The organism is Pseudidiomarina terrestris (assembly GCF_030466405.1).
In the GTDB taxonomy this organism is placed as follows: Bacteria; Pseudomonadota; Gammaproteobacteria; order Enterobacterales; family Alteromonadaceae; genus Pseudidiomarina; species Pseudidiomarina terrestris.
Window position 1 is genome coordinate 68,282 of the sequence record NZ_JAGGJF010000002.1, and the last position, 20,780, is coordinate 89,061.

General features: G+C 52.8%; 22 protein-coding genes. 6 read left to right on the forward strand and 16 right to left on the reverse strand.

From position 1 onward, the window contains the following. The first annotated feature begins 3 nt into the window (after positions 1-3). From rbfA to J6J34_RS04505, 6 genes are all read left to right on the forward strand, one after another. Positions 4-399, forward strand: coding sequence for a 30S ribosome-binding factor RbfA (rbfA, locus tag J6J34_RS04480; RefSeq protein ID WP_301719926.1), 396 nt, complete (start codon positions 4-6; stop codon positions 397-399). Then, positions 399-1,340, forward strand: coding sequence for a tRNA pseudouridine(55) synthase TruB (gene truB / locus J6J34_RS04485; protein ID WP_301898556.1), 942 nt, complete (start codon positions 399-401; stop codon positions 1,338-1,340). Before rbfA ends, truB begins: the two co-directional genes overlap by 1 nt. Positions 1,341-1,423: 83 nt before the next feature. Beyond that, positions 1,424-1,693 carry a 30S ribosomal protein S15 gene (gene rpsO / locus J6J34_RS04490; RefSeq protein ID WP_301719928.1) on the forward strand — a complete coding sequence of 90 codons (270 nt, stop codon included), beginning with the start codon at positions 1,424-1,426 and terminating at the stop codon, positions 1,691-1,693. 195 nt (positions 1,694-1,888) lie between these two features. Then, a complete protein-coding gene (pnp, locus tag J6J34_RS04495; RefSeq protein WP_301836620.1) occupies positions 1,889-4,036 on the forward strand; it encodes a polyribonucleotide nucleotidyltransferase in 2,148 nt (715 codons plus the stop codon). A 102-nt stretch (positions 4,037-4,138) separates the two neighbouring features. Next, a complete protein-coding gene (gene nlpI, locus J6J34_RS04500) occupies positions 4,139-5,044 on the forward strand; it encodes a lipoprotein NlpI (RefSeq protein WP_301719930.1) in 906 nt (301 codons plus the stop codon). After that, positions 4,986-5,909, forward strand: coding sequence for a hypothetical protein (locus tag J6J34_RS04505; protein WP_301836617.1), 924 nt, complete (start codon positions 4,986-4,988; stop codon positions 5,907-5,909). The genes nlpI and J6J34_RS04505 overlap by 59 nt, the downstream gene beginning before the upstream one ends. Here J6J34_RS04505 and J6J34_RS04510 read toward each other — a convergent pair. The 16 genes from J6J34_RS04510 to leuS all read right to left on the reverse strand — a co-directional run bounded on the left by J6J34_RS04510 (position 5,895) and on the right by leuS (position 20,765). Further along, the gene (locus J6J34_RS04510; RefSeq protein WP_301719932.1) at positions 5,895-6,293 is read right to left on the reverse strand and encodes an MAPEG family protein; all 399 of its coding nucleotides are present in this window, start codon (positions 6,291-6,293) and stop codon (positions 5,895-5,897) included. The genes J6J34_RS04505 and J6J34_RS04510 overlap by 15 nt on opposite strands. 25 nt (positions 6,294-6,318) lie before the next feature. Continuing rightward, complete coding sequence (gene lipA, locus J6J34_RS04515) at positions 6,319-7,284, reverse strand: lipoyl synthase (protein WP_301898557.1); 966 nt, start codon at positions 7,282-7,284, stop codon at positions 6,319-6,321. Then, positions 7,268-7,933: a lipoyl(octanoyl) transferase LipB gene (gene lipB / locus J6J34_RS04520; RefSeq protein ID WP_301719934.1), complete on the reverse strand. Its 666-nt coding sequence runs from the start codon at positions 7,931-7,933 to the stop codon at positions 7,268-7,270. The genes lipA and lipB overlap by 17 nt, the downstream gene beginning before the upstream one ends. After that, positions 7,923-8,189, reverse strand: a complete 267-nt coding sequence (gene ybeD / locus J6J34_RS04525) for a DUF493 family protein YbeD (protein WP_301719935.1) — start codon at positions 8,187-8,189, stop codon at positions 7,923-7,925. The genes lipB and ybeD overlap by 11 nt, the downstream gene beginning before the upstream one ends. Positions 8,190-8,198: 9 nt before the next feature. Further along, a complete protein-coding gene (locus J6J34_RS04530) occupies positions 8,199-9,044 on the reverse strand; it encodes a D-amino acid aminotransferase (RefSeq protein WP_301898558.1) in 846 nt (281 codons plus the stop codon). An 8-nt stretch (positions 9,045-9,052) separates the two neighbouring features. Further along, the gene (locus J6J34_RS04535; protein ID WP_301719937.1) at positions 9,053-10,216 is read right to left on the reverse strand and encodes a D-alanyl-D-alanine carboxypeptidase family protein; all 1,164 of its coding nucleotides are present in this window, start codon (positions 10,214-10,216) and stop codon (positions 9,053-9,055) included. 88 nt (positions 10,217-10,304) lie between these two features. After that, entirely contained in the window at positions 10,305-11,102 is a 798-nt protein-coding gene (locus J6J34_RS04540; RefSeq protein ID WP_301719938.1) for a septal ring lytic transglycosylase RlpA family protein, read from the reverse strand. Between the two features lie 8 nt (positions 11,103-11,110). Then, positions 11,111-12,112, reverse strand: coding sequence for a lytic murein transglycosylase B (mltB, locus tag J6J34_RS04545; RefSeq protein ID WP_301719939.1), 1,002 nt, complete (start codon positions 12,110-12,112; stop codon positions 11,111-11,113). Between the two features lie 51 nt (positions 12,113-12,163). Further along, complete coding sequence (rodA, locus tag J6J34_RS04550; protein ID WP_301719940.1) at positions 12,164-13,270, reverse strand: rod shape-determining protein RodA; 1,107 nt, start codon at positions 13,268-13,270, stop codon at positions 12,164-12,166. Beyond that, entirely contained in the window at positions 13,260-15,140 is a 1,881-nt protein-coding gene (mrdA, locus tag J6J34_RS04555) for a penicillin-binding protein 2 (protein ID WP_301719941.1), read from the reverse strand. Before mrdA ends, rodA begins: the two co-directional genes overlap by 11 nt. A 2-nt stretch (positions 15,141-15,142) precedes the next feature. Then, the gene (gene rlmH, locus J6J34_RS04560; protein ID WP_301773718.1) at positions 15,143-15,613 is read right to left on the reverse strand and encodes a 23S rRNA (pseudouridine(1915)-N(3))-methyltransferase RlmH; all 471 of its coding nucleotides are present in this window, start codon (positions 15,611-15,613) and stop codon (positions 15,143-15,145) included. Continuing rightward, positions 15,613-15,936 (reverse strand): ribosome silencing factor, encoded by a 324-nt coding sequence (gene rsfS / locus J6J34_RS04565; RefSeq protein ID WP_301719943.1) that lies wholly within the window; start codon positions 15,934-15,936, stop codon positions 15,613-15,615. Before rsfS ends, rlmH begins: the two co-directional genes overlap by 1 nt. A gap of 73 nt (positions 15,937-16,009) precedes the next feature. After that, positions 16,010-16,645, reverse strand: coding sequence for a nicotinate-nucleotide adenylyltransferase (gene nadD, locus J6J34_RS04570; protein WP_301719944.1), 636 nt, complete (start codon positions 16,643-16,645; stop codon positions 16,010-16,012). After that, on the reverse strand, positions 16,633-17,658 hold the full coding sequence (gene holA / locus J6J34_RS04575) for a DNA polymerase III subunit delta (protein WP_301836586.1): 1,026 nt from the start codon (positions 17,656-17,658) through the stop codon (positions 16,633-16,635). Before holA ends, nadD begins: the two co-directional genes overlap by 13 nt. Before the next feature lie 4 nt (positions 17,659-17,662). After that, on the reverse strand, positions 17,663-18,136 hold the full coding sequence (locus J6J34_RS04580) for an LPS-assembly lipoprotein LptE (protein WP_301898559.1): 474 nt from the start codon (positions 18,134-18,136) through the stop codon (positions 17,663-17,665). A 28-nt stretch (positions 18,137-18,164) separates the two neighbouring features. Continuing rightward, entirely contained in the window at positions 18,165-20,765 is a 2,601-nt protein-coding gene (gene leuS / locus J6J34_RS04585; protein ID WP_418055280.1) for a leucine--tRNA ligase, read from the reverse strand. Between the last annotated feature and the right edge of the window lie 15 nt (positions 20,766-20,780).

The window sequence follows — 20,780 nt, forward strand, 5'->3', positions numbered from 1 at the left end:
CTTATGGCGAAAGATTATAGTCGTACAGAGCGGGTGGGGCAGCAGTATCAGCGTGAAATTGCGCTGATACTGCAACGCGAAATTAAAGATCCTCGAGTGTCGATGGTGACTGTATCGGACGTAGAAGTATCGCGTGATCTTGCCTACGCCAAAGTATTCGTTACCTTTATGCAGGATGACGAGGAACAGGTAAAGCAAGCTTTGAAGGTACTCAATAACGCCGCTGGTTTCGTCCGGTCTTTGTTGGGCAAACGGGTGAAAGCCCGGATCATGCCTGAACTACGGTTTGTGCATGACCCGTCATTGAACGAAGGTATCCGGATGTCGAAATTGGTGGATGAGGCGGTTCGTCGCGATGAACAACGCCATACTCCGAAGGATGAGAACGGAGACGATTAATGGGACGACGTAAGTCAGGCCGCGACATTAGTGGCGTGATAGTCTTAGATAAGCCTCTGGAACTTACCTCAAACGCCGCACTGCAACAGGTGCGGCGTTTTTTTAATGCCCGCAAAGGCGGCCATACAGGGGCTCTGGATCCCTTAGCCACTGGCGTGTTACCGCTATGCTTCGGTGAGGCCACTAAACTCTCACACTTCGCGCTAGAAGCAGATAAGACCTACGAGGTAACGGCGCAACTCGGCGTGCGCACAACCACCAGTGATGCTGAGGGTGAAGTGGTTGAGCAACGACCGGTGGAACTGGACGAGGCAACCGTGCAACAGGCTGTGATTGATTTTGTCGGTCCGCAGCAACAATCCCCGTCGATGTTCTCGGCGCTCAAATACGAAGGGCGTCCACTTTACTATTACGCGCGCCAGGGAATTGAAGTGCCGCGCAAGTCGCGCGAAATAACCATTCGCAGTATTCGTTTAATTTCCTTCGAAGGTGACCAGCTAAGTCTGGAAGTTACCTGTAGTAAAGGCACCTATATACGCACTTTAATTGACGATATGGGGCAATATTTTGGCTGTGGGGCGCATGTCAGTGCTTTACGTCGCACCTGGATAGAAGGCGTAGACGGGCCGATGGTGACGCTGGCAGAGCTGGAAGAACGTGCGGCACAATGTGTGCCGGAAGAGGACGATTATAAGGCTTTAGATACTTTATTGTTGCCTTGTGACTCAGTCATCCAACAAATGCCTGAGGTGATCATCAAAAGTTCGGATGCGGTGCGCTTTGTCGCCGGTAATCCGGCCGCACCGATGCCTGGCCAAAGTCAGATGCACGACGATGTTGTGCGCGTCCGACGCGAAGGCGATGAAGTCTTGTTAGGACTTGGCTTCTGGAAAGAAGATAAAATTATGCCAAAGCGGGTGCTAAGCATTGCTAAAGCTTAGGTGAGTCCGTATAATGCTTGGCGATTCCATCAGTGCTGAATTAGTGATTGGCGCTGATATTTTTTTTAAACTAGGAGTAAGATATGTCACTAACTGCGGCAAAAAAAGCTGAAATCGTTAAAGAATTTGGTCAGGGCGAAAACGACACTGGTTCACCAGAAGTTCAAGTCGCTTTGCTGACTGCTAACATTAACGAACTGCAAGGCCACTTTAAAGAACACGCGAAGGATCACCACTCACGTCGTGGTCTGTTACGTATGGTTAGCCAACGTCGTAAGTTGTTGGACTACCTTAAGCGTAAAAACAATCAGCGTTATGCATCTCTGATTGAGCGACTCGGTTTACGTCGCTAAGCACTGTTCAAAAAAAGGGGCCGTCAGGCCCCTTTTTACTTACTGAAAAGAATTTGAGGAAAGCGTTGTTGGTGAGTTGTCCCTCGCCATTTGTCAGCTAAGCTAAAGTTGACACAAAGACTGTTACTCGGAATGAGAAGGCGATATTTCGAACAACGCATGTGAATTTAAGAGAAGAAGGTAAAGGAAAAAAACGTGAATCCGATTACAAAACAATTTAAATACGGTCGTCATACCGTAACATTAGAAACCGGCGCCATGGCGCGCCAAGCGACTGGCGCAGTACTTGCCAGCATGGATGACACCTCAGTACTGGTTACTGTTGTTGCCAAAAAAGAAGCCAACGAAGGGCAAGATTTCTTCCCGCTAACAGTTAATTATCAAGAACGTACTTACGCTGCAGGTAAAATCCCAGGTGGTTTCTTCAAGCGTGAAGGTCGTCCGTCAGAAGGTGAAACCCTCACCTCGCGTTTGATTGACCGTCCAATTCGTCCACTATTCCCTGAAGGTTTCAAAAACGAAGTGCAAATCATTGCTACCGTTGTTTCTGTAAACCCTCAAGTGAGCCCTGATATCGTGGCTCTGATTGGTGCGTCGGCAGCACTTTGCATTGCTGGTGTACCTTTTGCAGGCCCAATCGGCGCGGCACGCGTTGGTGTTATCAACGATGAATACGTATTGAATCCTACCCTGGACGAATTGACCGAGTCTAAACTTGATCTGGTCGTTGCAGGTACCGACAATGCCGTATTAATGGTTGAGTCTGAAGCACAATTACTGTCAGAAGATGCCATGTTAGGCGCTGTTGTTTATGGTCACGAGCAAATGCAGACTGTGATCGAAAATATTAACGAGTTCACTGCTGAAGCTGGTAAGCCGAAGTGGGAATGGGAAGCTCCGGCGACCAACGAAGAACTGCTTAATAAAATCAAAGCGCTGGCAGAAGACGGTATTGGTGAAGCCTACCGTATCACTGAGAAAACTGAGCGTTATGAGCAAGTTAAAAAGCTGCGTGACGAAGTGATTGAAAAGCTGACTGCCGAAGACGAGAGCTTAGACGCGAAGCAAATCGGTAACCTATTTCACGGTCTTGAAAGTGACGTTGTACGTCACCGTATCATTGCTGGCGAGAAGCGTATCGATGGTCGTGAACCGGACATGGTACGTGCCCTTGATATCGCTACGGGGATGCTCCCACGCGTCCACGGTTCTGCAGTATTCACACGTGGTGAGACGCAGGCACTGGTTGCAGCGACCTTGGGCACAGAACGTGATGCGCAGATGATTGATGACCTGATCGGCTCAAGCAACAACCGCTTCATGTTGCATTACAACTTCCCTCCATACTGTGTTGGCGAAACCGGTTTCGTGGGTTCACCTAAGCGTCGTGAAATCGGCCATGGTCGTTTGGCGAAGCGCGGTGTGCAAGCCGTCATGCCAAGCCAGGAAGAATTCCCGTACACCATTCGTGTGGTTTCTGAAATCACTGAATCAAACGGTTCAAGCTCAATGGCATCCGTTTGTGGTACGTCATTGGCACTGATGGACGCTGGTGTTCCGATTAAAGCTTCGGTTGCTGGTATCGCTATGGGTCTGGTCAAAGAAGGCGACAAGTTCGTTGTCCTTTCTGACATCCTCGGTGACGAAGATCATCTGGGTGACATGGACTTTAAAGTTGCGGGTAGCAAAGACGGCGTGACCGCATTGCAGATGGATATCAAGATCGACGGTATCACTCGTGAAATCATGGAAAAAGCACTTGAGCAAGCGAAAGCTGCTCGCCTGCACATTCTGAATGTGATGGACGATGCGATTTCTGGCGCGCGCCAGGAGCTGTCTGACTATGCTCCGCGTTACCACACCATGAAGATCAACCCGGACAAGATCCGCGACGTGATCGGTAAAGGTGGTGCGGTGATTCGTGAGTTGACGGAAAGCACCAATACCAACATCGAAATTAACGATGACGGTACTGTCCGTATTGCCGCTACTGACCAAGAGTCAGCGCAAGCCGCAATCGACCGTATTAAAGAACTGACTGAAGATGTTGAAGTTGGCCGTATCTACCAGGGTAAAGTCGCACGTATCGTTGATTTCGGTGCATTCGTAACGATTCTGCCAGGCAAAGATGGTTTGGTACACATCTCACAAATCGCTGAAGAGCGTGTGAATGATGTCAACGAATACCTGAATGTTGGTGACGTTGTGCCGGTTAAAGTTCTGGAAATCGACCGCCAGGGTCGTGTCCGTCTGAGCATGAAAGAAGCCGCTGAGAAGCCTGCAGAAGCAGCGCAACCGGCAGCTGAAGTAAGCCAGGACAAAGGCCAGGACGAAGCTGAGTAAAATCAACTTCTCATTTGTTTACAAAAAGGGGCTTCGGCCCCTTTTCTTTTTTCTGCGAAGGTGCGGTATGATGGATCGCAAGCAGGGTAGTCAGGAGTTATCATGAATTTTCATCGCATCGGCTGGCTGATGGTGATCTGTTGCTTAGGCATCGCCGGTTGCACCAGCACTCCAACAGCGCAAGATAAAAGTCTCGGAAACCTCGTCGTAGTTGCGCCGCAGGCGCCTGATGGCCGCTTTCAGCTGGAGTTGGCGAAGCTGACTGATATTATGGCTAAGGAGGCGGAGCAGCTGGATGCGGAGAGTATGGGCCAGCTCCTCTACCGCCGCGGTAGCCTGTATGATGCGCTGGGCTTAATCACTCTGGCGCGGATCGACTTCAATCGGGCGCTGGATTACCAACCGCGCCTGGCTGACGCCTACAACTATCTTGGTATTCATTACACCCAACTGGGCCAGTTTGAGTACGCTTACGAGGCCTTTGAAGCCGTGCTTGAACTTGAACCCGAGCATCCTTATGCCTACCTGAATCGCGGTGTGGCTGGCTACTACGATCATCGTTTTGACCTTGCCAATGACGATTTACAGCATTACTTTGAGGCAGACCCAAGCGACCCTTATCGCGCCATCTGGCGGTTTCTGGCTGCCGTGGAGGAAGGTGATCCACAGCGGGCTCAGCAGCAACTTGCAAAAGCGCGTCTGGAACACAGCACCGATGCCTGGGCCTGGGGACTGGTCGATTTGTACATTGGCGTTATGAGCGAAGATGAGTTTCTTTCTTCCTACGCAACTCAGGGTTTAGCTGCGGATGAAACCCTTGCTGAGCGTATGTGCGAGTCCTACTTCTATCTGGGCAAGCTCAAGCAATTAGAAGGTGAGTGGGATACTGCGGCCGTTTATTTCCGACTGGCGCTGACCACCAATGTTTATATGTTTCTGGAACACCGCTATGCAGCGATTGAAATGGACTGGAGTCAGCAACAAGCGAATGCTGCCCGCGCCAATTAAATCCGTTCTTGCCAGCTGCAGCGCGGCCAGTCTGTTACTGCTTTGCCATGCGGCAACTGCCGACTCCTGGCAGCCTTTGCCAGAACAGCTGCTGGGTGTCACCACCGACCTTAGCCCCGCAGCTCCAGCAACTTGCCGCTCTCCTGAACAGCCCGAAGCGATTCAGGTGTGGTTGCCGCTAGGGCGCTCGCAGGAGCCCATAAAGACTCTGTCGCAATGGCCGGCACATCCTCTCGCTGAATTTGTGCAATGCTTTCACATCCGTTGGTATCAGGATTATGACCAACTGGATTGCCGTAGTGGTGGCCAACGCGGCCATCAACAGTGTGATTTAGCCTTGTTGCCACGCGAGTGGAATCAACGCCAGCTGGTGTTTATCGCCAGCGGCACACCGGCAATTGGTAGCGCTAGTCACTGGCAGATGGTGTTGCCGGTAGACGCATCTGTCGATGTCCTGGCGCACGAAGTAGGGCACTGGTTGGGGTTTGCTGACGAGTATCCGATGTCGGCCGCGTTGGCGGAAAATTATTGCCAGGGACGTTATCTGCATCCGTCAGTCAATGTGGTCACCACAGTGACGCAGCAACTATCGAGTCACGAACTGCAGAAGTTATGGCAGCGCTTGCCCTGGCGCGACGCTGTTGCGGACTGGCGCGACCTGGCGCAGCCCGGGAGCGATGGTAAATGGCAGTTGGGGTCCGCTGCGTCGGTTGCGGTGGGGCTATTCCCGAGCGCGACCTGCAATGCTGTGGAAAAGGTTTACAGCTGGAAGCCTGTGGCTCACATGACCGCGATGGAATACCATGACGTCAATGTTTGGCCCGAGGTCTACCTTGAGCTGCTACGTCGCTCAAATGGACAATGAGATGGCCGTCTGGGCAATCATGATCACCGGACAGAGTAACGCCAGAAACCAGATTAAACTTCGCGACTTGTCCCAGTTGGCAAGATAGAGAACGTGGTAAATAATCCGCAAGCCAACGAAAGCGACCGCAAGCCATTGATTGACGACGCCGACATGACCGGTAGCGATGACCAGCAAGACTGCGGCAGCGAACAAGGGAAAGGCTTCATAGGCGTTATAATGCCCGGCTACGGCACGAGCGCCGGGGCCGGTTAAGCGCTGCTGCTGAGCACGCGGATGGCGGTTATCGTAGCCATTGTCACGGTTTTGAAAGTAAACCACCGGTGCTTTGGCAGCGATGGGAAGTAAACCGGCAATTAATAAACACCAAATCAGCGTACTCATCGTCAGATCCCCTGTTAATAGCGTGCTATTTGACTTCTTTACCTGCCGCCTGTAAATCAGCGTGATACGACGAACGTACCAGAGGACCACTGGCGATGTGGGTGAAGCCCATTTTAACGCCTTCCTCACGGAACATTTCGAACTCGTCAGGAGTCACGTAGCGCGTCACCGGAAGGTGATGGCGGCTAGGCTGCAAATACTGACCAATGGTCAGCATATCCACGTCATGGGCACGTAAATCACGCATGACCTCGAGAATTTCGTCGTTAGTTTCGCCAAGACCGACCATAAGACCCGACTTGGTGCGGATATCAGCACGTGATTCTTTGTAGCGTTGCAGCAAATCCAGCGACCACTGATAGTTGGCGCCTGGACGGGCAGCTTTGTACATACGTGGCACAGTTTCCAGATTATGGTTGAACACGTCAGGTGCTTCGCCACTTAAAATCTCGAGAGCAACGTCCATGCGTCCGCGGAAATCTGGTACCAGAACTTCGACCTGAATACCGGGGCTGTGCGCGCGGATCTCACGGATACAGTCAGCAAAATGCTGGGCACCGCCATCACGCAAGTCGTCACGGTCGACGGAGGTCACCACCACGTACTTCACCTTCATATCACGAATGGTCTCGCCGAGCTTAACAGCTTCTTCCGGATCCGGTGGCAACGGGCGGCCATGGGCAACGTCACAGAAAGGACAACGGCGGGTACAGATGGCACCCAGGATCATAAAGGTCGCAGTACCATGATTGAAGCACTCCGGCAGGTTCGGGCAGGAAGCTTCTTCACAGACTGAGTGCAAGCCGTGCTTACGCATGGCCTGCTTAATTTCATCAATGCGCTGAGTTGACGCAGGTAGCTTAACTTTCAGCCACTCTGGCTTACGGAGCATTTGATCCCGCTCAGTTGGGACAACTTTAACCGGAATAAGCGCCATCTTTTCGGCGTCGCGTAATTTTACCCCGGGTTCAACTCTAACTGGCTTGGACATAAGCGTTGTCTAATCCTGTGTGTTCATGAATGTTTTGGTAGCCGAGCTGTTCGGCGAAGATGGCACTTACCCGTGCAGCTGCTGCGGCAACGGTTGCCGGGCCACCTAATTCTTTGCTCTGCACCATTTGCATTCCCGCATAACCGCAAGGATTAATGCGTAAAAATGGACTGAGATCCATATTAACATTTAGAGCCAGTCCATGAAATGAACAGCCCTTACGAATTCTTAGACCTAATGAGCATAATTTAGCGTCACCGACATAGACACCGGGCGCATCAGGACGAGCTGCAGCTTCAATATCAGCTTCGGCCATCAGTTTTACGATGGTAGCTTCAATATGGGTCACCAATTGTCGGACGCCAATTTTCAACCGTCGCAAGTCGAGCAAAAAGTATACGACCAGTTGCCCGGGGCCATGGTAAGTCACTTGCCCTCCGCGGTCTACCTTCACCACAGGAATATCGCCAGGGGCGAGAATATGCTCGGCCTTGCCGGCTTGTCCCTGGGTAAACACAGGCTCGTGCTCCAACACCCATAGCTCATCAGTAGTGTCGGCGTCGCGAGCGTCCGTAAAGCTCTGCATCGCATGCCAGATGGGCTCGTAGTCTTGCCGACCTAATTGCCGAACAATCAAATCAGAGGACATAGCGAACATCTTCCAGCGCCGCTAAGGCCTGGTAAAGGGTTTCAACATGACTCTGGCTTTCGACCCGTATTTGAATGGATACGGAATGATAATTGCCTTTGCTGCTGGGCTTTACTGCTGGATTGTAATCACCTGGTGCATGCTCTTGTGCGACGGCGACGACCGCATCAGGAAGCTCCGGTTTTGCCAGGCCCATGACTTTAAAGGTAAAGTGACATGGAAACTCGACCAGCTCATCGAAACGGGTTTTTTGCATGGGTTACTCCTAAGCTAAATGCGCGCGCTTACTTTCGTGAAATGCCTCAACAAGTTTTTGTGTGAGGGGACCACAGCGGCCATTGCCGATAATTATATCATCAATTTTTGCAATCGGCTGTATCTCACGGCTTGAGCTGGTCAGGAACAGCTCATCGAGTTGCGCCAGCTCACGAACAGTAAAGGCTTCTTCGCGCACGGGCAGGTTCAGCTGAGCGGCCAATTGCAATACCCACATGCGGGTGATGCCGGGCAAAATCAAGTGATCCGCAGGGGCAGTGTAAAGCACACCGTCTTTGACGGCGAAATAATTACTCGATGCTCCTTCGGTAATACTGCCGTCTCGATGGAGTAAAGGTTCGATGGCACCGCGTTGTTCGGCGAACTGTTTCAGCATGATATTGCCAAGCAGGCTGATACTCTTAACGTCGCACCTTAACCAACGGATATCTTCACACAGAACGACATTGGCAGGCGCCGGTGTATCCCAGTGCAGTTGCAAGGGCGACACATTGGCGAATACTGTCGGTGTCAGCACGGTTTGTGGCAGGTGCGAGCGCTTCGTCTCGGCACCACGGGTGACCTGGAAATAAATGAGGCCATCGGTCACCTGATTGCGGGTAATCAGCTGATTGGTGAGATCCTGCCAGAAACCCTCTGGCTGATCAGGAATATTGATGGCTGCGAGTGAGCGGTGCAAACGCGCCAGGTGATGCTCAACTAGAAAGGGTCGGCCCTGGTAGACAGGGATCACTTCATATATGCCGTCCGCAAACAAAAAGCCCCGGTCAAAGACCGAGACTTTTGCTTCTTCAGGAGCAAGCCATTCGCCATTAAGATAGACTAAACCGCTCATACAAGGTGTTACTCTTCGTTAAATTTACGTACAACCCAATCGGTTAGTTGCTTAAAGAGACCGCCTTCTGCGACATCGTTAAGGGTAACCAGGGGATAGCTGGCAATGGTTTCATCGGCCAGCTGAATGCTCACCGTACCCACTTCCACACCTTTAGCAACAGGTGCTTCGAGTTCAGCGTTAAGCTCGATGCTGGCTTTCAGGTTTTCCCGTTGGCCACGCGGTAAGGTAATGACCGCATCATTGGCGATACCCAATTGCACGGTGTCTTGTTCACCACCCCAGACGCGTTGGTCGACAAAGCGGTCGCCAGCAGTGTAGGCCTGCACAGTTTCGTAGTAACGGAAGCCGTAGTTAAGCAACTTTTTGCTTTCAATTTTACGCGCCTGTTCGCTGCTGGTTCCCATGACCACTGCCACTAAGCGGGTGTTGTCTTCCACAGCTGATGTGACCAGGCTGTAACCTGCTTCCTGGGTATGACCGGTTTTAATACCATCAACATTCATACTTGCATCCCACAGCAGTGAGTTGCGGTTGTATTGTTTAATGGAATTGAAGGTAAATTCTTTTTCTGAATAAATGGCATACTCTTGCGGCACATCGCGGATCAATGCTGCACCTAAGAGCGCCATATCCCGTGGTGAGGTGTACTGCTCCGGATCAGGTAAACCATGACTGTTGGCAAAGTGGGTATTGGTCATCCCTAGTTCATAGGCATAGTTGTTCATTAAGTCGGCAAAGGCTGACTCACTGCCAGCGATGTGCTCAGCCATGGCCACGCAGGCATCGTTGCCTGAGGAAATAATAATACCGCGATTTAAATCAGCAACACTGATCTGTTTGCCGACTTCAATAAACATTTTCGAAGATTCCGGGAAGTTCTTTGCCCAGGCATTCTCGCTCACTGTCACCAGGTCAGTGGGATGAATGCGGCCGTCCTGAATCTCGCGACCAATGATGTAGCTGGTCATCATTTTGGTCAGGCTCGCCGGAGCCAGCTGGTCGTCGGCATTGCCCTCTGCAATCACATAGCCGGTGGTGTAGTCCATCAGGATGTAACCTTTGGCATTCACTTGCGGGGGCGGCGGAATAATAGCTGCCTGAGCGGCGAAGGCAGTTGCACCTGCGAGCAGTGCAACAGTGCGAATCAACTGTTTAAATACAGAATTCATGGTTGGTTGTCTCTACGTTGTCATCATTAAGAGTTTAGCGCGCAAATACTAGCACAGTTGAGCAACTGTTTTCGAAAAAACGGTCGTATCAGGGACTCACGGGAACGCGGAAAACGTCCCGGTAGCCATCCTCCCGAAGCCGGTTGAGCAGACGATCGGTTTGCATGGCTGCGAAAGGGCCCAGCATTACAGCGTGTAGACCATTTTTGGCCTGAGTAGTTGCAGGTACCTGATAGATTTGTCCCAACTTTTCAGCTTCTTGCTGCAGACGTTGCTGATTCGTACCTGCCACGACCTGAACATAATACTGGGCACCGACAGCGCTCTCCAGGGGCGTGGTTACCGCTAACTGCTGATTTCCCGCTTGCGGATGCAGCGCGTCGATACGCACGCGTGCGGTGCCGGTGGCGAGCATCCCGAGCTTATAGGCGGCAACATAAGAAAGATCGATCACCCGCTCGCCATGGAAAGGACCGCGGTCATTGACCCGCACCACGACGGAGCGGTCGTTAGCAAGATTGGTGACCCGCACATAGGTAGGCAGCGGCAGCGTCTTATGGGCAGCGCTCATGGCATACATATCATAGGTCTCGCCGTTGGAGGTCAGGTGCCCATGAAACTTTTCACCATACCAGGACGCCATGCCTTCTTCACTGTAGCCCTGCGCATTCGGTAAAATATCGTAGGTGCGGCCGAACAGCGAGTAAGTACGGTTGCCCTGACGGCTTGGGGGTTCGGTGCGAGGGACCGGTTCAATGAGTTCGTCAGCAGTGGGCAAACGCGAGGGAATGCTGTCATGGGTTTGACTGTAGCGACTGGGTGGAGCTGAAGAGCTACAACCTGTCAGTACCAACAAGGTTACAACGATGGCAAAGACGCGTTGCATGTCTGAAACTACTCCTTACGTGCCGCAGCAAGCTGCTGGCTGAACTGGTGCACTACCATCGCATACAGAGGGCTGCGATTGTAACGGGTGATCACGTAAAAGTTATGCAAACCGAGCCAGTAGTCGGCGCCATCAGGCTGCTCAAAACGAAACACCTTGGCGTCAAGGTCAGCGGCAAGCTCTGCATGTTCCGGCGGTAACTCGAGTCCCGCTGCTGTCAGTTGGCCGACCGTAGCGGTTAATTTTAATCCGTCACTGGCAAGCTCGGCGTTGGCTGGCGTGGCAGGGAGTTCGATCGCCACTGGTGCGTTCGGTCGCCAGCCGTTGCGGACAAAGTAGTTGGCGACACTGCCAATGGCATCGACGGGGTTATTGAGTAGATCCCGGACACCGTCACCATCAAAATCCACCGCGTAATGGCGATAAGAGGACGAGATAAACTGACCGTAGCCCATGGCTCCGGCATAGGAACCTTTGAGTTCGGTCGCTGCTAACTGTTCGTCACGAGCGAGAAGTAAAAATTCTTTTAACTCAGAACGGAAGAAGCTCTGGCGGGGCGGATAGTGAAAGCCCAGGGTATACAAAGCATCAAGTACTTTATAGTTGCCTAAGTACCCGCCGTAAAAGGTCTCCACGCCGATGATGGCGACAATGACCTCCGCCGGTACGCCGAACTGCTGTTCGGCTTTGCCCAGACTGTCGGCATGTTTCTGCCAGAACTTAAGTCCGGCGGCCAGGCGTTTTTCCGTGAGAAAGATTGGGTAGTACTGGTGCCAGGGCTTGGCTTCCCAGGGCCGTTGAATGGCATCGAGTACGGCCTGATTCAGTTCGGCCTGCGCTAACAACCCAGCAACTTCGTCGCGGTCAAAATTATGTTCGCTCACCAACTCATTGATAAAGGCTTGTTGCGCGGCATTAAGGTCTGTCGCAGGGTCTGGCGTTGCGGCATAGGTTGAAACACCACCAAGCAAGGCAAGCAGGGTAATGCCCTGGGTCAGCAACTTACGCATCAGAATCTCCTTTATGAATGATCAGCCGCTCGCCTGTGAGCTTAGCGCGATTCAGGCATGAATCAGGCGACGATTAGTAGCAATAGCCATCAGTAAACCAAAGCCGGCGAGTAATGTCACCATTGATGTGCCCCCATACGAGATGAGTGGCAGCGGTACCCCGACCACCGGCAATAAGCCAGAGACCATACCCACATTGACCATGACATAGATAAAAAAGGTCAGAGTAAGACTCCCGGCAAGAAGTTTTTGGTAGACCCGCTGTGCTCGCATGGCGATGATCATGCCGCGGAAAATGATAAAGCCATACAACAAAAACAGGCCAATCACACCGACTAAACCAAACTCTTCACTGAATACAGAAAAAATAAAATCCGTATGGCGCTCAGGCAAAAACTCCAATTGCGATTGCGTGCCCTGCAGCCAGCCTTTGCCCTCAATGCCGCCGGAGCCAATAGCAATTTTCGACTGGATGATTTGGTAGCCCGCCCCAAGCGGGTCGCGCTCAGGGTCGAGAAAGGTCAGCACGCGCTGACGTTGGTAGTCGCGCATCAGGAAAATCCACAAAATCGGCGTAAAGGAACCGATAGCAACGGCAAAAAATGTAATGAGCTTCCACGACATACCGGCCAGAAACAGCACAAAGATCCCGGAACAGGCAATCAGTAGTGAGGTACCCAAGTCCGGTTGCTTAGCTATCATCAGCACGGGTATCAAAAGTAAAATAAAGGCCGCGGCGAGACGACGCAGTGTCGGCGGCAGGCCTTGCTCGGAGATAAACCAGGCCACGGCCATGGGCACTGCAAGTTTCATTAGCTCCGATGGCTGAATTGTGATCACGCCAAGATCAAGCCAGCGTTGCGCACCTTTACTCGATTCTCCGACCAGCAACACCGCCAGCAAAAGTACAATGCCAACGGAAAATAAGGGCAGCGACCAGCGTTGCACCGAATCGAGAGGGATTTGCGCGATGACAAACATGGCGAAGAATGCCGCACCGACACGAATCGCCTGGCGCTGTGTCATTCCCAGATCTTCACCACTGGCCGAGTAGACGGTCACAATACTCACCACCGCGGTAATTAATAACGCGATCAGCAGTGGCGCATCCATGTGCAGCCTTTGCAGTATCGAGGTACGCTGTTGGTCAGGGTGCATTATCAACTACCGCCGTATCGTCTTTAAAATAGAAATCCATCAGCTCACGCGCCATGGGCGCAGCTACGGAACCCCCACCACCCATCACGTTCTCTGCGGTAATGACAATCACCATTTCTGGCTCGTCAGCAGGGGCGTAGCCGACATACATTGCGTTATCGCGGTATTTCTCAGCGATGGCTTCGGCATCGTATTCTTCATCCTGAGCAATGCTCCGTACCTGAGCGGTACCGGTTTTCCCGCCAGAGCTATAAGGTGCCCCGCGGAATGCGGTTCTGGCTGTGCCTTTGGTGCCACTGACGACATCTTCCATGGCCGACAGAGCGACGTTCCAGTGTGCCGGATTGTTAAGTTGCACCGGCTCGCGTTGTTCATGCACTGCGGGTAATTCGATACCAGCATCCCGAATACTGCGCAGCAGGCGCGGCACTGGCCGTGTTCCCTTGTTCACTACAACTGCGGTGGCCACGGCCAGCTGCATAGGGGTTACCGTCCAATAGCTTTGACCGATACCAATGGAGACAGTTTCACCGGCGTACCAGGGCTGATTAAAACGAGCTCGTTTCCACCCCCGACTCGGCATCACCGCGGCGGACTCTTCGCCAATATCAATGCCGGTACGTTCACCAAAGCCGTAACCAACCATGTGCTCGGAAATGGTATCGATGCCAAGTTTTAGTGCCAGATCGTAGAAAAAGGTATCGCAGCTTTCGACGATGGCGGTGTCGACATTGACCCAGCCGTGGCCCCAGGACAACCAGTCGCGATAACGATGATTCACACCTTTGATCTGGAACCAGCCCGGGTCCCAGATCTGGGTATCAGTGGTAATCGTTTGCTCTTCCAGTCCAACGATAGCCAACTGTGGCTTGATGGTCGAAGCAGGGGGGTAGCCGCCCTGGGTGGCGCGATTCAGTAAGGGTGAATGGATCGAATCCAAAAGGCCGCGGTACTGCGCCACCGAAATGCCTTGCGCAAACCAGTTGGGGTCATAGCTGGGTTGACTGACCATGGCGCGCACGGCGCCATCCCTGGGGTCCATCACCACAATTGAACCGCGGGTAGTGCCGAGGATCTGTTGCGCTTTTTGCTGTAAAGCGATATCTATTTCGAGTACCAGATCCTGACCTGGAATAGGAGGCTCGATCGCCAGCGTGCGGATTGAGCGGCCATGGATGTCGACCTCGACCTGCTGATAGCCGACCGCACCGTGCAACTGCTCCTCGTAATAGCCTTCGATACCCAGTTTGCCAATGGTGCGGGTGGCCGCGTAGTTTGCTGCCAGCCCTTGTTCCTTGAGCCGCTGAGCATCACGTTGATTAATTTTCGCAACATAGCCTAACGCATGGGTCAGGCTCTCGCCGTAGGGATAATGACGTACCAGGCGGGCCTCTATGCTAACGCCAGGAAACTCGTGCTGACGGGCAGCGAAGATCGCGGCCTGATGCTCATTTAACTGATCGAGTAAAATCACCTGTTCGAAGCGACGTTCACGTTTGCGATTGCGCTCAAAACGCTCCAGCTCGTCGACACTGATGTCGAGCAGAGCGGCAAGTCGGGCGACCGTTGCTTCGAGGTCCTGGACACGTTCAGGAATGACTTCGAGGCTTAATACCGGGCGATTCTCCGCCAATATGCGACCTTTCGCATCGTAGATGATGCCGCGGTTCGGCGCTAAGGGTACAACTTTAATACGATTATCATTTGAACGGGTTTGGAAACTTTGGAATTCCGTGACCTGTAACTGGTACATATTGCCAAGCAGGACGCCAAAGACTGCAACCACTATCACCAGAGCGACGACAACACGTCGTCCGAACAGAGCGGACTCGGCGTGATGATCACGAATTGTGGAACGGCGTCTTCTCATGCTTAGTCACGGTGGTACGGGTGGTTGGCGTTGATACTCCAGGCTCGGTAAAGAGCCTCGGCTACAATAACCCGCACCAGCGGATGTGGCAAGGTTAACGCTGACAAACTCCAGCGCTCATCAGCAACCGCGCTACAGGCGGGGGCGAGGCCTTCGGGGCCGCCAATCAATAAACTGACATCGCGGCCATCCATTTGCCAGTCGGCAAGGCGAGAGGCAAGCTTAGGAGTATCCCAGACTCGCCCTTCGACTTCGAGTGTGACGACCCGGTTACCTTTGCCAATGGCGGCCAGCATAGCGTCGCCTTCCTGCTTGGTCAGGCGTGCGACATCGGCATTCTTGCCGCGTTTACCGGCAGGGATCTCAATGAGCTGTAACTGGCAATCGGCCGGTAGACGTTTGGCGTAGGTTTCGAACCCGGTGCTGACCCAACTTGGCATTTTCTGGCCAACTGCAATCAGCTGGATACGCATTAACGCGGACCCCAGAGCTTCTCAAGCTCATAAAAATCGCGAATCGATTCCTGCATGATGTGAACCACGATATCGCCAAGGTCGACCAGCACCCATTCGGAGCTTTCTGCGCCTTCTACGCCAATTGGCGGGACACCATGATGCTTACTTTCTGTGGCAACATGGTTGGCCAGGCTTTTCACGTGGGTTTTTGAATTCCCGGAACAAACCACCATATAATCGGCAATATCAGTTTGTTCATGGACATCAAGGACTTTGATGTCACGGCCTTTCAGATCTTCGAGTTTATCGATAACGAAGTCACGTAATTGTTCAGCTTGCAAAAGTGAAACTCTCCTAAACAGACGGTTTTAACGGCGCATAGTTTACCACGACTGATTCGGAAAAGCAGTTGCCTTAATCGGTTTGATACAGCTGTTGTTGTTTGATGTAGGCCGCCACAGCTTCAGGCACAAATTGCTCCCAGGCACCACTGGTGGCAATTCGGTCGCGCAATAAGGTTGCCGAGACTTCGATCTCCGGGGTGGGTAAGCAAATCATGCAGCCGGCGGGGCGGTCATGCAGCTCCTGCACGTTATCGACCTGGTGGCTGGCAGCAAGCTGCCGGACCCCCTCTGACCAGCTTGAGGTTTCATGCGGCCGTTGCATGACAGCAAGGTGAGCGACGTCCAGCAGCTGTTGCCAGCCATGCCAGCTGTCCAGCTTGGCGAAGGCGTCATTGCCAAGCAGAAAAATGAGCTGATCCTGTGGCCAGGTTGCGCGCATTTCCTGCAAGGTGAGCAGGCTATAGGAGGGCCGTTCGCGTTCCAGTTCCCAGTTCTCTGCGACGATATCAGCATGTGCTGCGTAAGCTAGCCTTACCATGGCCAGGCGTTGCTCGGGAGTCGCGCCGGGGTAGTCACGATGTGGCGGCTGTGCGCTAGGCATGACCTGCATAAGATCCGCCTTGAGCAGACGAAACGCGGCTAACGAGGTCTGCACATGACCGTTGTGGATCGGATCGAAAGTGCCGCCAAAAATTACTCGTAGCATGAGGTCAAAAACTCAGGGGTGCGTTGGGGTTGGCACAGCAGCATCAGGATATGGCAGTACAAGGTCGCCAGATCTTCTCCTGAGTCGCGTTTAAAAGCGAATTCCAGCCGGACCAGAAGTTGTTGCAGGCGGGCCAGATGGGACGGTTCGATACGTTGCGCGAAGGCACGGTAGGCACCTTCCTGATTACGCCAGATACCAAGCGACATGAGTTCGTTGGTACTGAGCTGGCGTTGTTGTAATTGCTGCACTTTATGTACTTCACGTTGCAGCATCCAATTCAGGATCGCGACTTCAGTTTCTTCTTCCAGCAAGCGTTGCAAGCGGCGCAAGGCGTTCGTTAAATCGCCCTGTAAAATTGCGTCCTGTAGGGCAAATACCGTAAACCGACTTTGATCCTGCGCGGCTTCCATGATGAAGGTGGTGGTTAAGGGTTGCGGAGCATCCATTAACGCTAGTTTTTGCAGTTCCTGATCAAGCGCCAGTAAGTTCCCCTCAAACCAGTCCGCCAACAGCTGTGTGGCGTCACCATTGAGACTGAGCTGGTGGCGTTGCGCGCGCTGCTGAATAAACTGCGGTAGTTCACGGCGCTCAGGACTGTTGGCCTGGACTACGGGGCCGGCGGCTTGCAGTAACTTAAACCATTTAGCTTTGAGCTGGTCTTGCTTGAGTTTGGGACCGGTAATCACCAGGATCTGGTCATCGGGTAATTCCGCGCAGTAGCGCTTGAGGGCTTCAGCACCTTCGCGGCCGGGCTTGGCCTCCGGCATGTCGAGCTCAAGCAGACGCTGACTGGAAAACAGGCCCAGATTGACGCTGTCAGTTTGCAATTGTTGCCAGTCAAACTGACTGTCCTGAATAAAGCGCTGGCGCTCATCAATGCCTTGTTGGCGGGCTTGCTGGCGGATGAGTTGCAGTGCGTCATCCAGCAGTAGCGGGGTATCGCCAAACACGCATAACAGCGGCGGTAGCCCGTGCTGTTGCAGGTGACCTTGCAGTTGCGCCAGTTGCATGGGTTTACTCGCTCACTTGCGCGATGACCTGACGCACCATTTGCTGTGCCGCTTGCTCGCGCATTTCGGCCACCAGCACCTCGCGTTCGCGGGTTTTCGCTAAAGCAAAGTTCGGATCGTCCTGATAATCCCGGAACACCTCAATTTGCAGTGCTTTGTCTGCTTGTTCAGGGCGGCTAAGCAGGTAGTTGACCGTGTAAATCAATTCGTATTCGGCGACCTGGCCACTGGCAGACAAGCTCAGGGTACGGCGGGTAAGACTGTCATCGAGGATCTGTACTGTAACCGCTGCGGTATCATCGACCAGCTCTGCGCCAGCGAGCTGAAAACGCTGGCGCGCTTCGTCTGCGAACTCACTAAACTGCGGCGCTGCGATACGTAACTGCTGCAGATCATCCGGTAGCTTGTAGCTTCCCTGTAACTGAAAACCACAGCCCACAAGTAAAAACATCAACAATCCGAGCAGCAGTGTACGCATGTTATGTCCTAATCATTATAAGTTCGCGTTAGTTGGCAACAATGTTGACCAGTTTCCCGGGTACATAGATTTGCTTGCGAATGGTTTTGTCGGCAAGGAAGCGCTGTACATTCTCATCGGCCACAGCCGCGGCAATCACGCTGTCCTTGTCGGTCTCGGCGTCCACGTTGATTTTACTGCGAACTTTACCGTTCACTTGCACTACCACCAGGATGCTCGAGGCAACCAGAGCTGAGCTATCGACTGCCGGCCAGGCAGCGAAGGTAATATCGTCCTGATGCCCTAATTGTTGCCACAGCACTTCGCTGAGGTGTGGAGTAACAGGTGCCAGCATAAGTACTACTGCATCCAGTGCCTCACGCATAATGCCGCGGTCTACAGCAGAATTCAGCTCAGCTTTTTGGAGCCGGTTTAACAGTTCCATGATCGCGGCAATAGCGGTATTAAAGTTTTGCCGACGGCCCATATCATCAGAAACTTTCTCGATGGTACGGTGAACTTCACGGCGCAGGTCTTCCTGAGCATTGCTAAGCTCACTGAAATCAGAGCTATGCTCCTGGTCTGCCACTGCAACATAGTCGCCAACCAGACGCCAGACACGGCGTAAAAAGCGCTGAGCACCCTCAACGCCGGAGTCTGACCATTCCAGCGTGGCTTCCGGGGGCGCCGCGAACATCATGAACAAGCGCACGGTGTCAGCACCGTATTTGTCGATCATCATTTGCGGGTCAATGCCGTTGTTTTTCGATTTCGACATTTTAGTCATGCCACCGTAGGTGACTTCCTCACCGTCAGTGCGCAGCACAGCTTTGACAATACGACCTTTGCTGTCACGTTCAACGATATCGACATCAACCGGAGAGAACCAGGTGATCTTACCGCTGGCATCTTCGCGGAAATAGCTGTCGGCGAGCACCATTCCCTGAGTTAGCAGACGTTTAAAGGGTTCATCGGAGTTGACCAGACCCGTATCACGCAAAAGTTTGTGGAAAAAGCGCGCATACAGCAAATGCAAAATGGCGTGCTCAATACCACCGATATACTGATCGACAGGCAGCCAGTAATTGGCTTGTTCAGGGTCGAGCATGCCGTCATGAAAATTGGCGCTGCAATAACGAGCGTAGTACCAGGACGACTCCATAAAGGTATCAAAGGTATCGGTCTCGTGCTCGGCCGGAGCGCCATTATAGGTGGTCTTGCGCCACTCAGGGTCAGCTTTAATCGGCGATTGAGTGCCGTTCATGACCACGTCTTCAGGCAGAATCACCGGCAGCTGGTCGGCAGGAACGGGTGCGGAACTGCCGTCGGCAAGCTTCAGCATTGGGATCGGTGCACCCCAGTAACGCTGCCGGGAAACACCCCAGTCGCGCAAACGGTAATTGACCTGACGACGGCCAATGCCTTGCTCAGCAAGCGCTGCGGCGATAGCGTCGAAAGCCGCTTCGCTGCTCATTCCGCTGTAGGGACCTGAGTCAATCACGGTACCTTTCTCGGTGATGGCTGCGGTATTAATGTCGTGTTCACCTGCGGCCGGATCAATGACCGGTTTAATCGGCAAACTGTAAGCCGTGGCAAACTCCCAGTCACGCTGATCATGTGCAGGGACGGCCATCACCGCACCAGAGCCATAATCCATCAGGACAAAATTGGCCACCCAGATCGGAATAGCTTCACCGGTTAACGGGTGCTTGGCATAGAACCCGGTGGGCATGCCTTTTTTATCAATGGTGGCCAGCTCTGCTTCGGCCATTTTGGCGTTTTTGATGGAATCAATGAACGCCGCCAGCTCCGGATGATTGGCCGCTGCTTCCTGAGCTAGCGGATGTTGTGCCGCTACAGCCATGTAGGTCACGCCATACAGGGTGTCCGGGCGGGTGGTATAGACCGTCAGGGGCTGGTCGTGATCCTGCACGCTAAAATCGATTTCGACACCTTCTGAGCGTCCGATCCAGTTGCGTTGCATGGTTTTAACCTGCTCGGGCCAGCCTTCAAGCTGGTCGAGGTCCTGCAATAACTCATCGGCATAGGCAGTGATCTTGATAAACCACTGCGGGATCTCTTTTTGCTCGACCTTCGCACCTGAGCGCCAGCCGCGACCATCAATGACCTGCTCGTTGGCAAGTACGGTCTGATCGACAGGGTCCCAGTTCACCGTGGCGTTTTTCTTATACACCAGACCCTTTTCATAAAGTTTGGTGAAAAACCATTGTTCCCAACGATAATACTCAGGCTGACAGGTGGCTACTTCACGCGACCAATCGTAACCAAAACCTAATGATTTAAGCTGATTACGCATGTAGTCAATATTTTGATAGGTCCACTTCGCCGGGGCCGTTTCATTTTGAATCGCGGCATTCTCAGCGGGCAGACCAAACGCATCCCAGCCCATCGGTTGCAGGACATTTTTGCCTTGCATGCGCTGGTGGCGAGCGACGACATCGCCAAGGGTATAATTGCGCACGTGGCCCATATGCAGCTTGCCACTGGGGTACGGGAACATCGACAAACAGTAAAATTTTTCTTTATCTTGCTGTTCGCTGACTTCGAAAACTTTATCGCGTTCCCAGCGTTGCTGGACGGCGGCTTCGATTTGCGCTGGATCGTAGTTATCCTGAATAACTTTTGACATCTGAGAATCCATTTA

Excerpts from the sequence above, each read along its gene's own strand:
- rbfA (WP_301719926.1), top strand. The coding sequence starts at position 4 with ATGGCGAAAGATTATAGTCGTACAGAGCGGGTGGGGCAGCAGTATCAG.
- truB (WP_301898556.1), top strand. The coding sequence starts at position 399 with ATGGGACGACGTAAGTCAGGCCGCGACATTAGTGGCGTGATAGTCTTA.
- rpsO (WP_301719928.1), top strand. The coding sequence starts at position 1,424 with ATGTCACTAACTGCGGCAAAAAAAGCTGAAATCGTTAAAGAATTTGGT.
- nlpI (WP_301719930.1), top strand. The coding sequence starts at position 4,139 with ATGAATTTTCATCGCATCGGCTGGCTGATGGTGATCTGTTGCTTAGGC.
- J6J34_RS04505 (WP_301836617.1), top strand. The coding sequence starts at position 4,986 with ATGCAGCGATTGAAATGGACTGGAGTCAGCAACAAGCGAATGCTGCCC.
- J6J34_RS04510 (WP_301719932.1), bottom strand. The coding sequence starts at position 6,293 with ATGAGTACGCTGATTTGGTGTTTATTAATTGCCGGTTTACTTCCCATC.
- lipA (WP_301898557.1), bottom strand. The coding sequence starts at position 7,284 with ATGTCCAAGCCAGTTAGAGTTGAACCCGGGGTAAAATTACGCGACGCC.
- lipB (WP_301719934.1), bottom strand. The coding sequence starts at position 7,933 with ATGTCCTCTGATTTGATTGTTCGGCAATTAGGTCGGCAAGACTACGAG.
- ybeD (WP_301719935.1), bottom strand. The coding sequence starts at position 8,189 with ATGCAAAAAACCCGTTTCGATGAGCTGGTCGAGTTTCCATGTCACTTT.
- J6J34_RS04530 (WP_301898558.1), bottom strand. The coding sequence starts at position 9,044 with ATGAGCGGTTTAGTCTATCTTAATGGCGAATGGCTTGCTCCTGAAGAA.
- J6J34_RS04535 (WP_301719937.1), bottom strand. The coding sequence starts at position 10,216 with ATGAATTCTGTATTTAAACAGTTGATTCGCACTGTTGCACTGCTCGCA.
- J6J34_RS04540 (WP_301719938.1), bottom strand. The coding sequence starts at position 11,102 with ATGCAACGCGTCTTTGCCATCGTTGTAACCTTGTTGGTACTGACAGGT.
- mltB (WP_301719939.1), bottom strand. The coding sequence starts at position 12,112 with ATGCGTAAGTTGCTGACCCAGGGCATTACCCTGCTTGCCTTGCTTGGT.
- rodA (WP_301719940.1), bottom strand. The coding sequence starts at position 13,270 with ATGCACCCTGACCAACAGCGTACCTCGATACTGCAAAGGCTGCACATG.
- mrdA (WP_301719941.1), bottom strand. The coding sequence starts at position 15,140 with ATGAGAAGACGCCGTTCCACAATTCGTGATCATCACGCCGAGTCCGCT.
- rlmH (WP_301773718.1), bottom strand. The coding sequence starts at position 15,613 with ATGCGTATCCAGCTGATTGCAGTTGGCCAGAAAATGCCAAGTTGGGTC.
- nadD (WP_301719944.1), bottom strand. The coding sequence starts at position 16,645 with ATGCTACGAGTAATTTTTGGCGGCACTTTCGATCCGATCCACAACGGT.
- holA (WP_301836586.1), bottom strand. The coding sequence starts at position 17,658 with ATGCAACTGGCGCAACTGCAAGGTCACCTGCAACAGCACGGGCTACCG.
- J6J34_RS04580 (WP_301898559.1), bottom strand. The coding sequence starts at position 18,136 with ATGCGTACACTGCTGCTCGGATTGTTGATGTTTTTACTTGTGGGCTGT.
- leuS (WP_418055280.1), bottom strand. The coding sequence starts at position 20,765 with ATGTCAAAAGTTATTCAGGATAACTACGATCCAGCGCAAATCGAAGCC.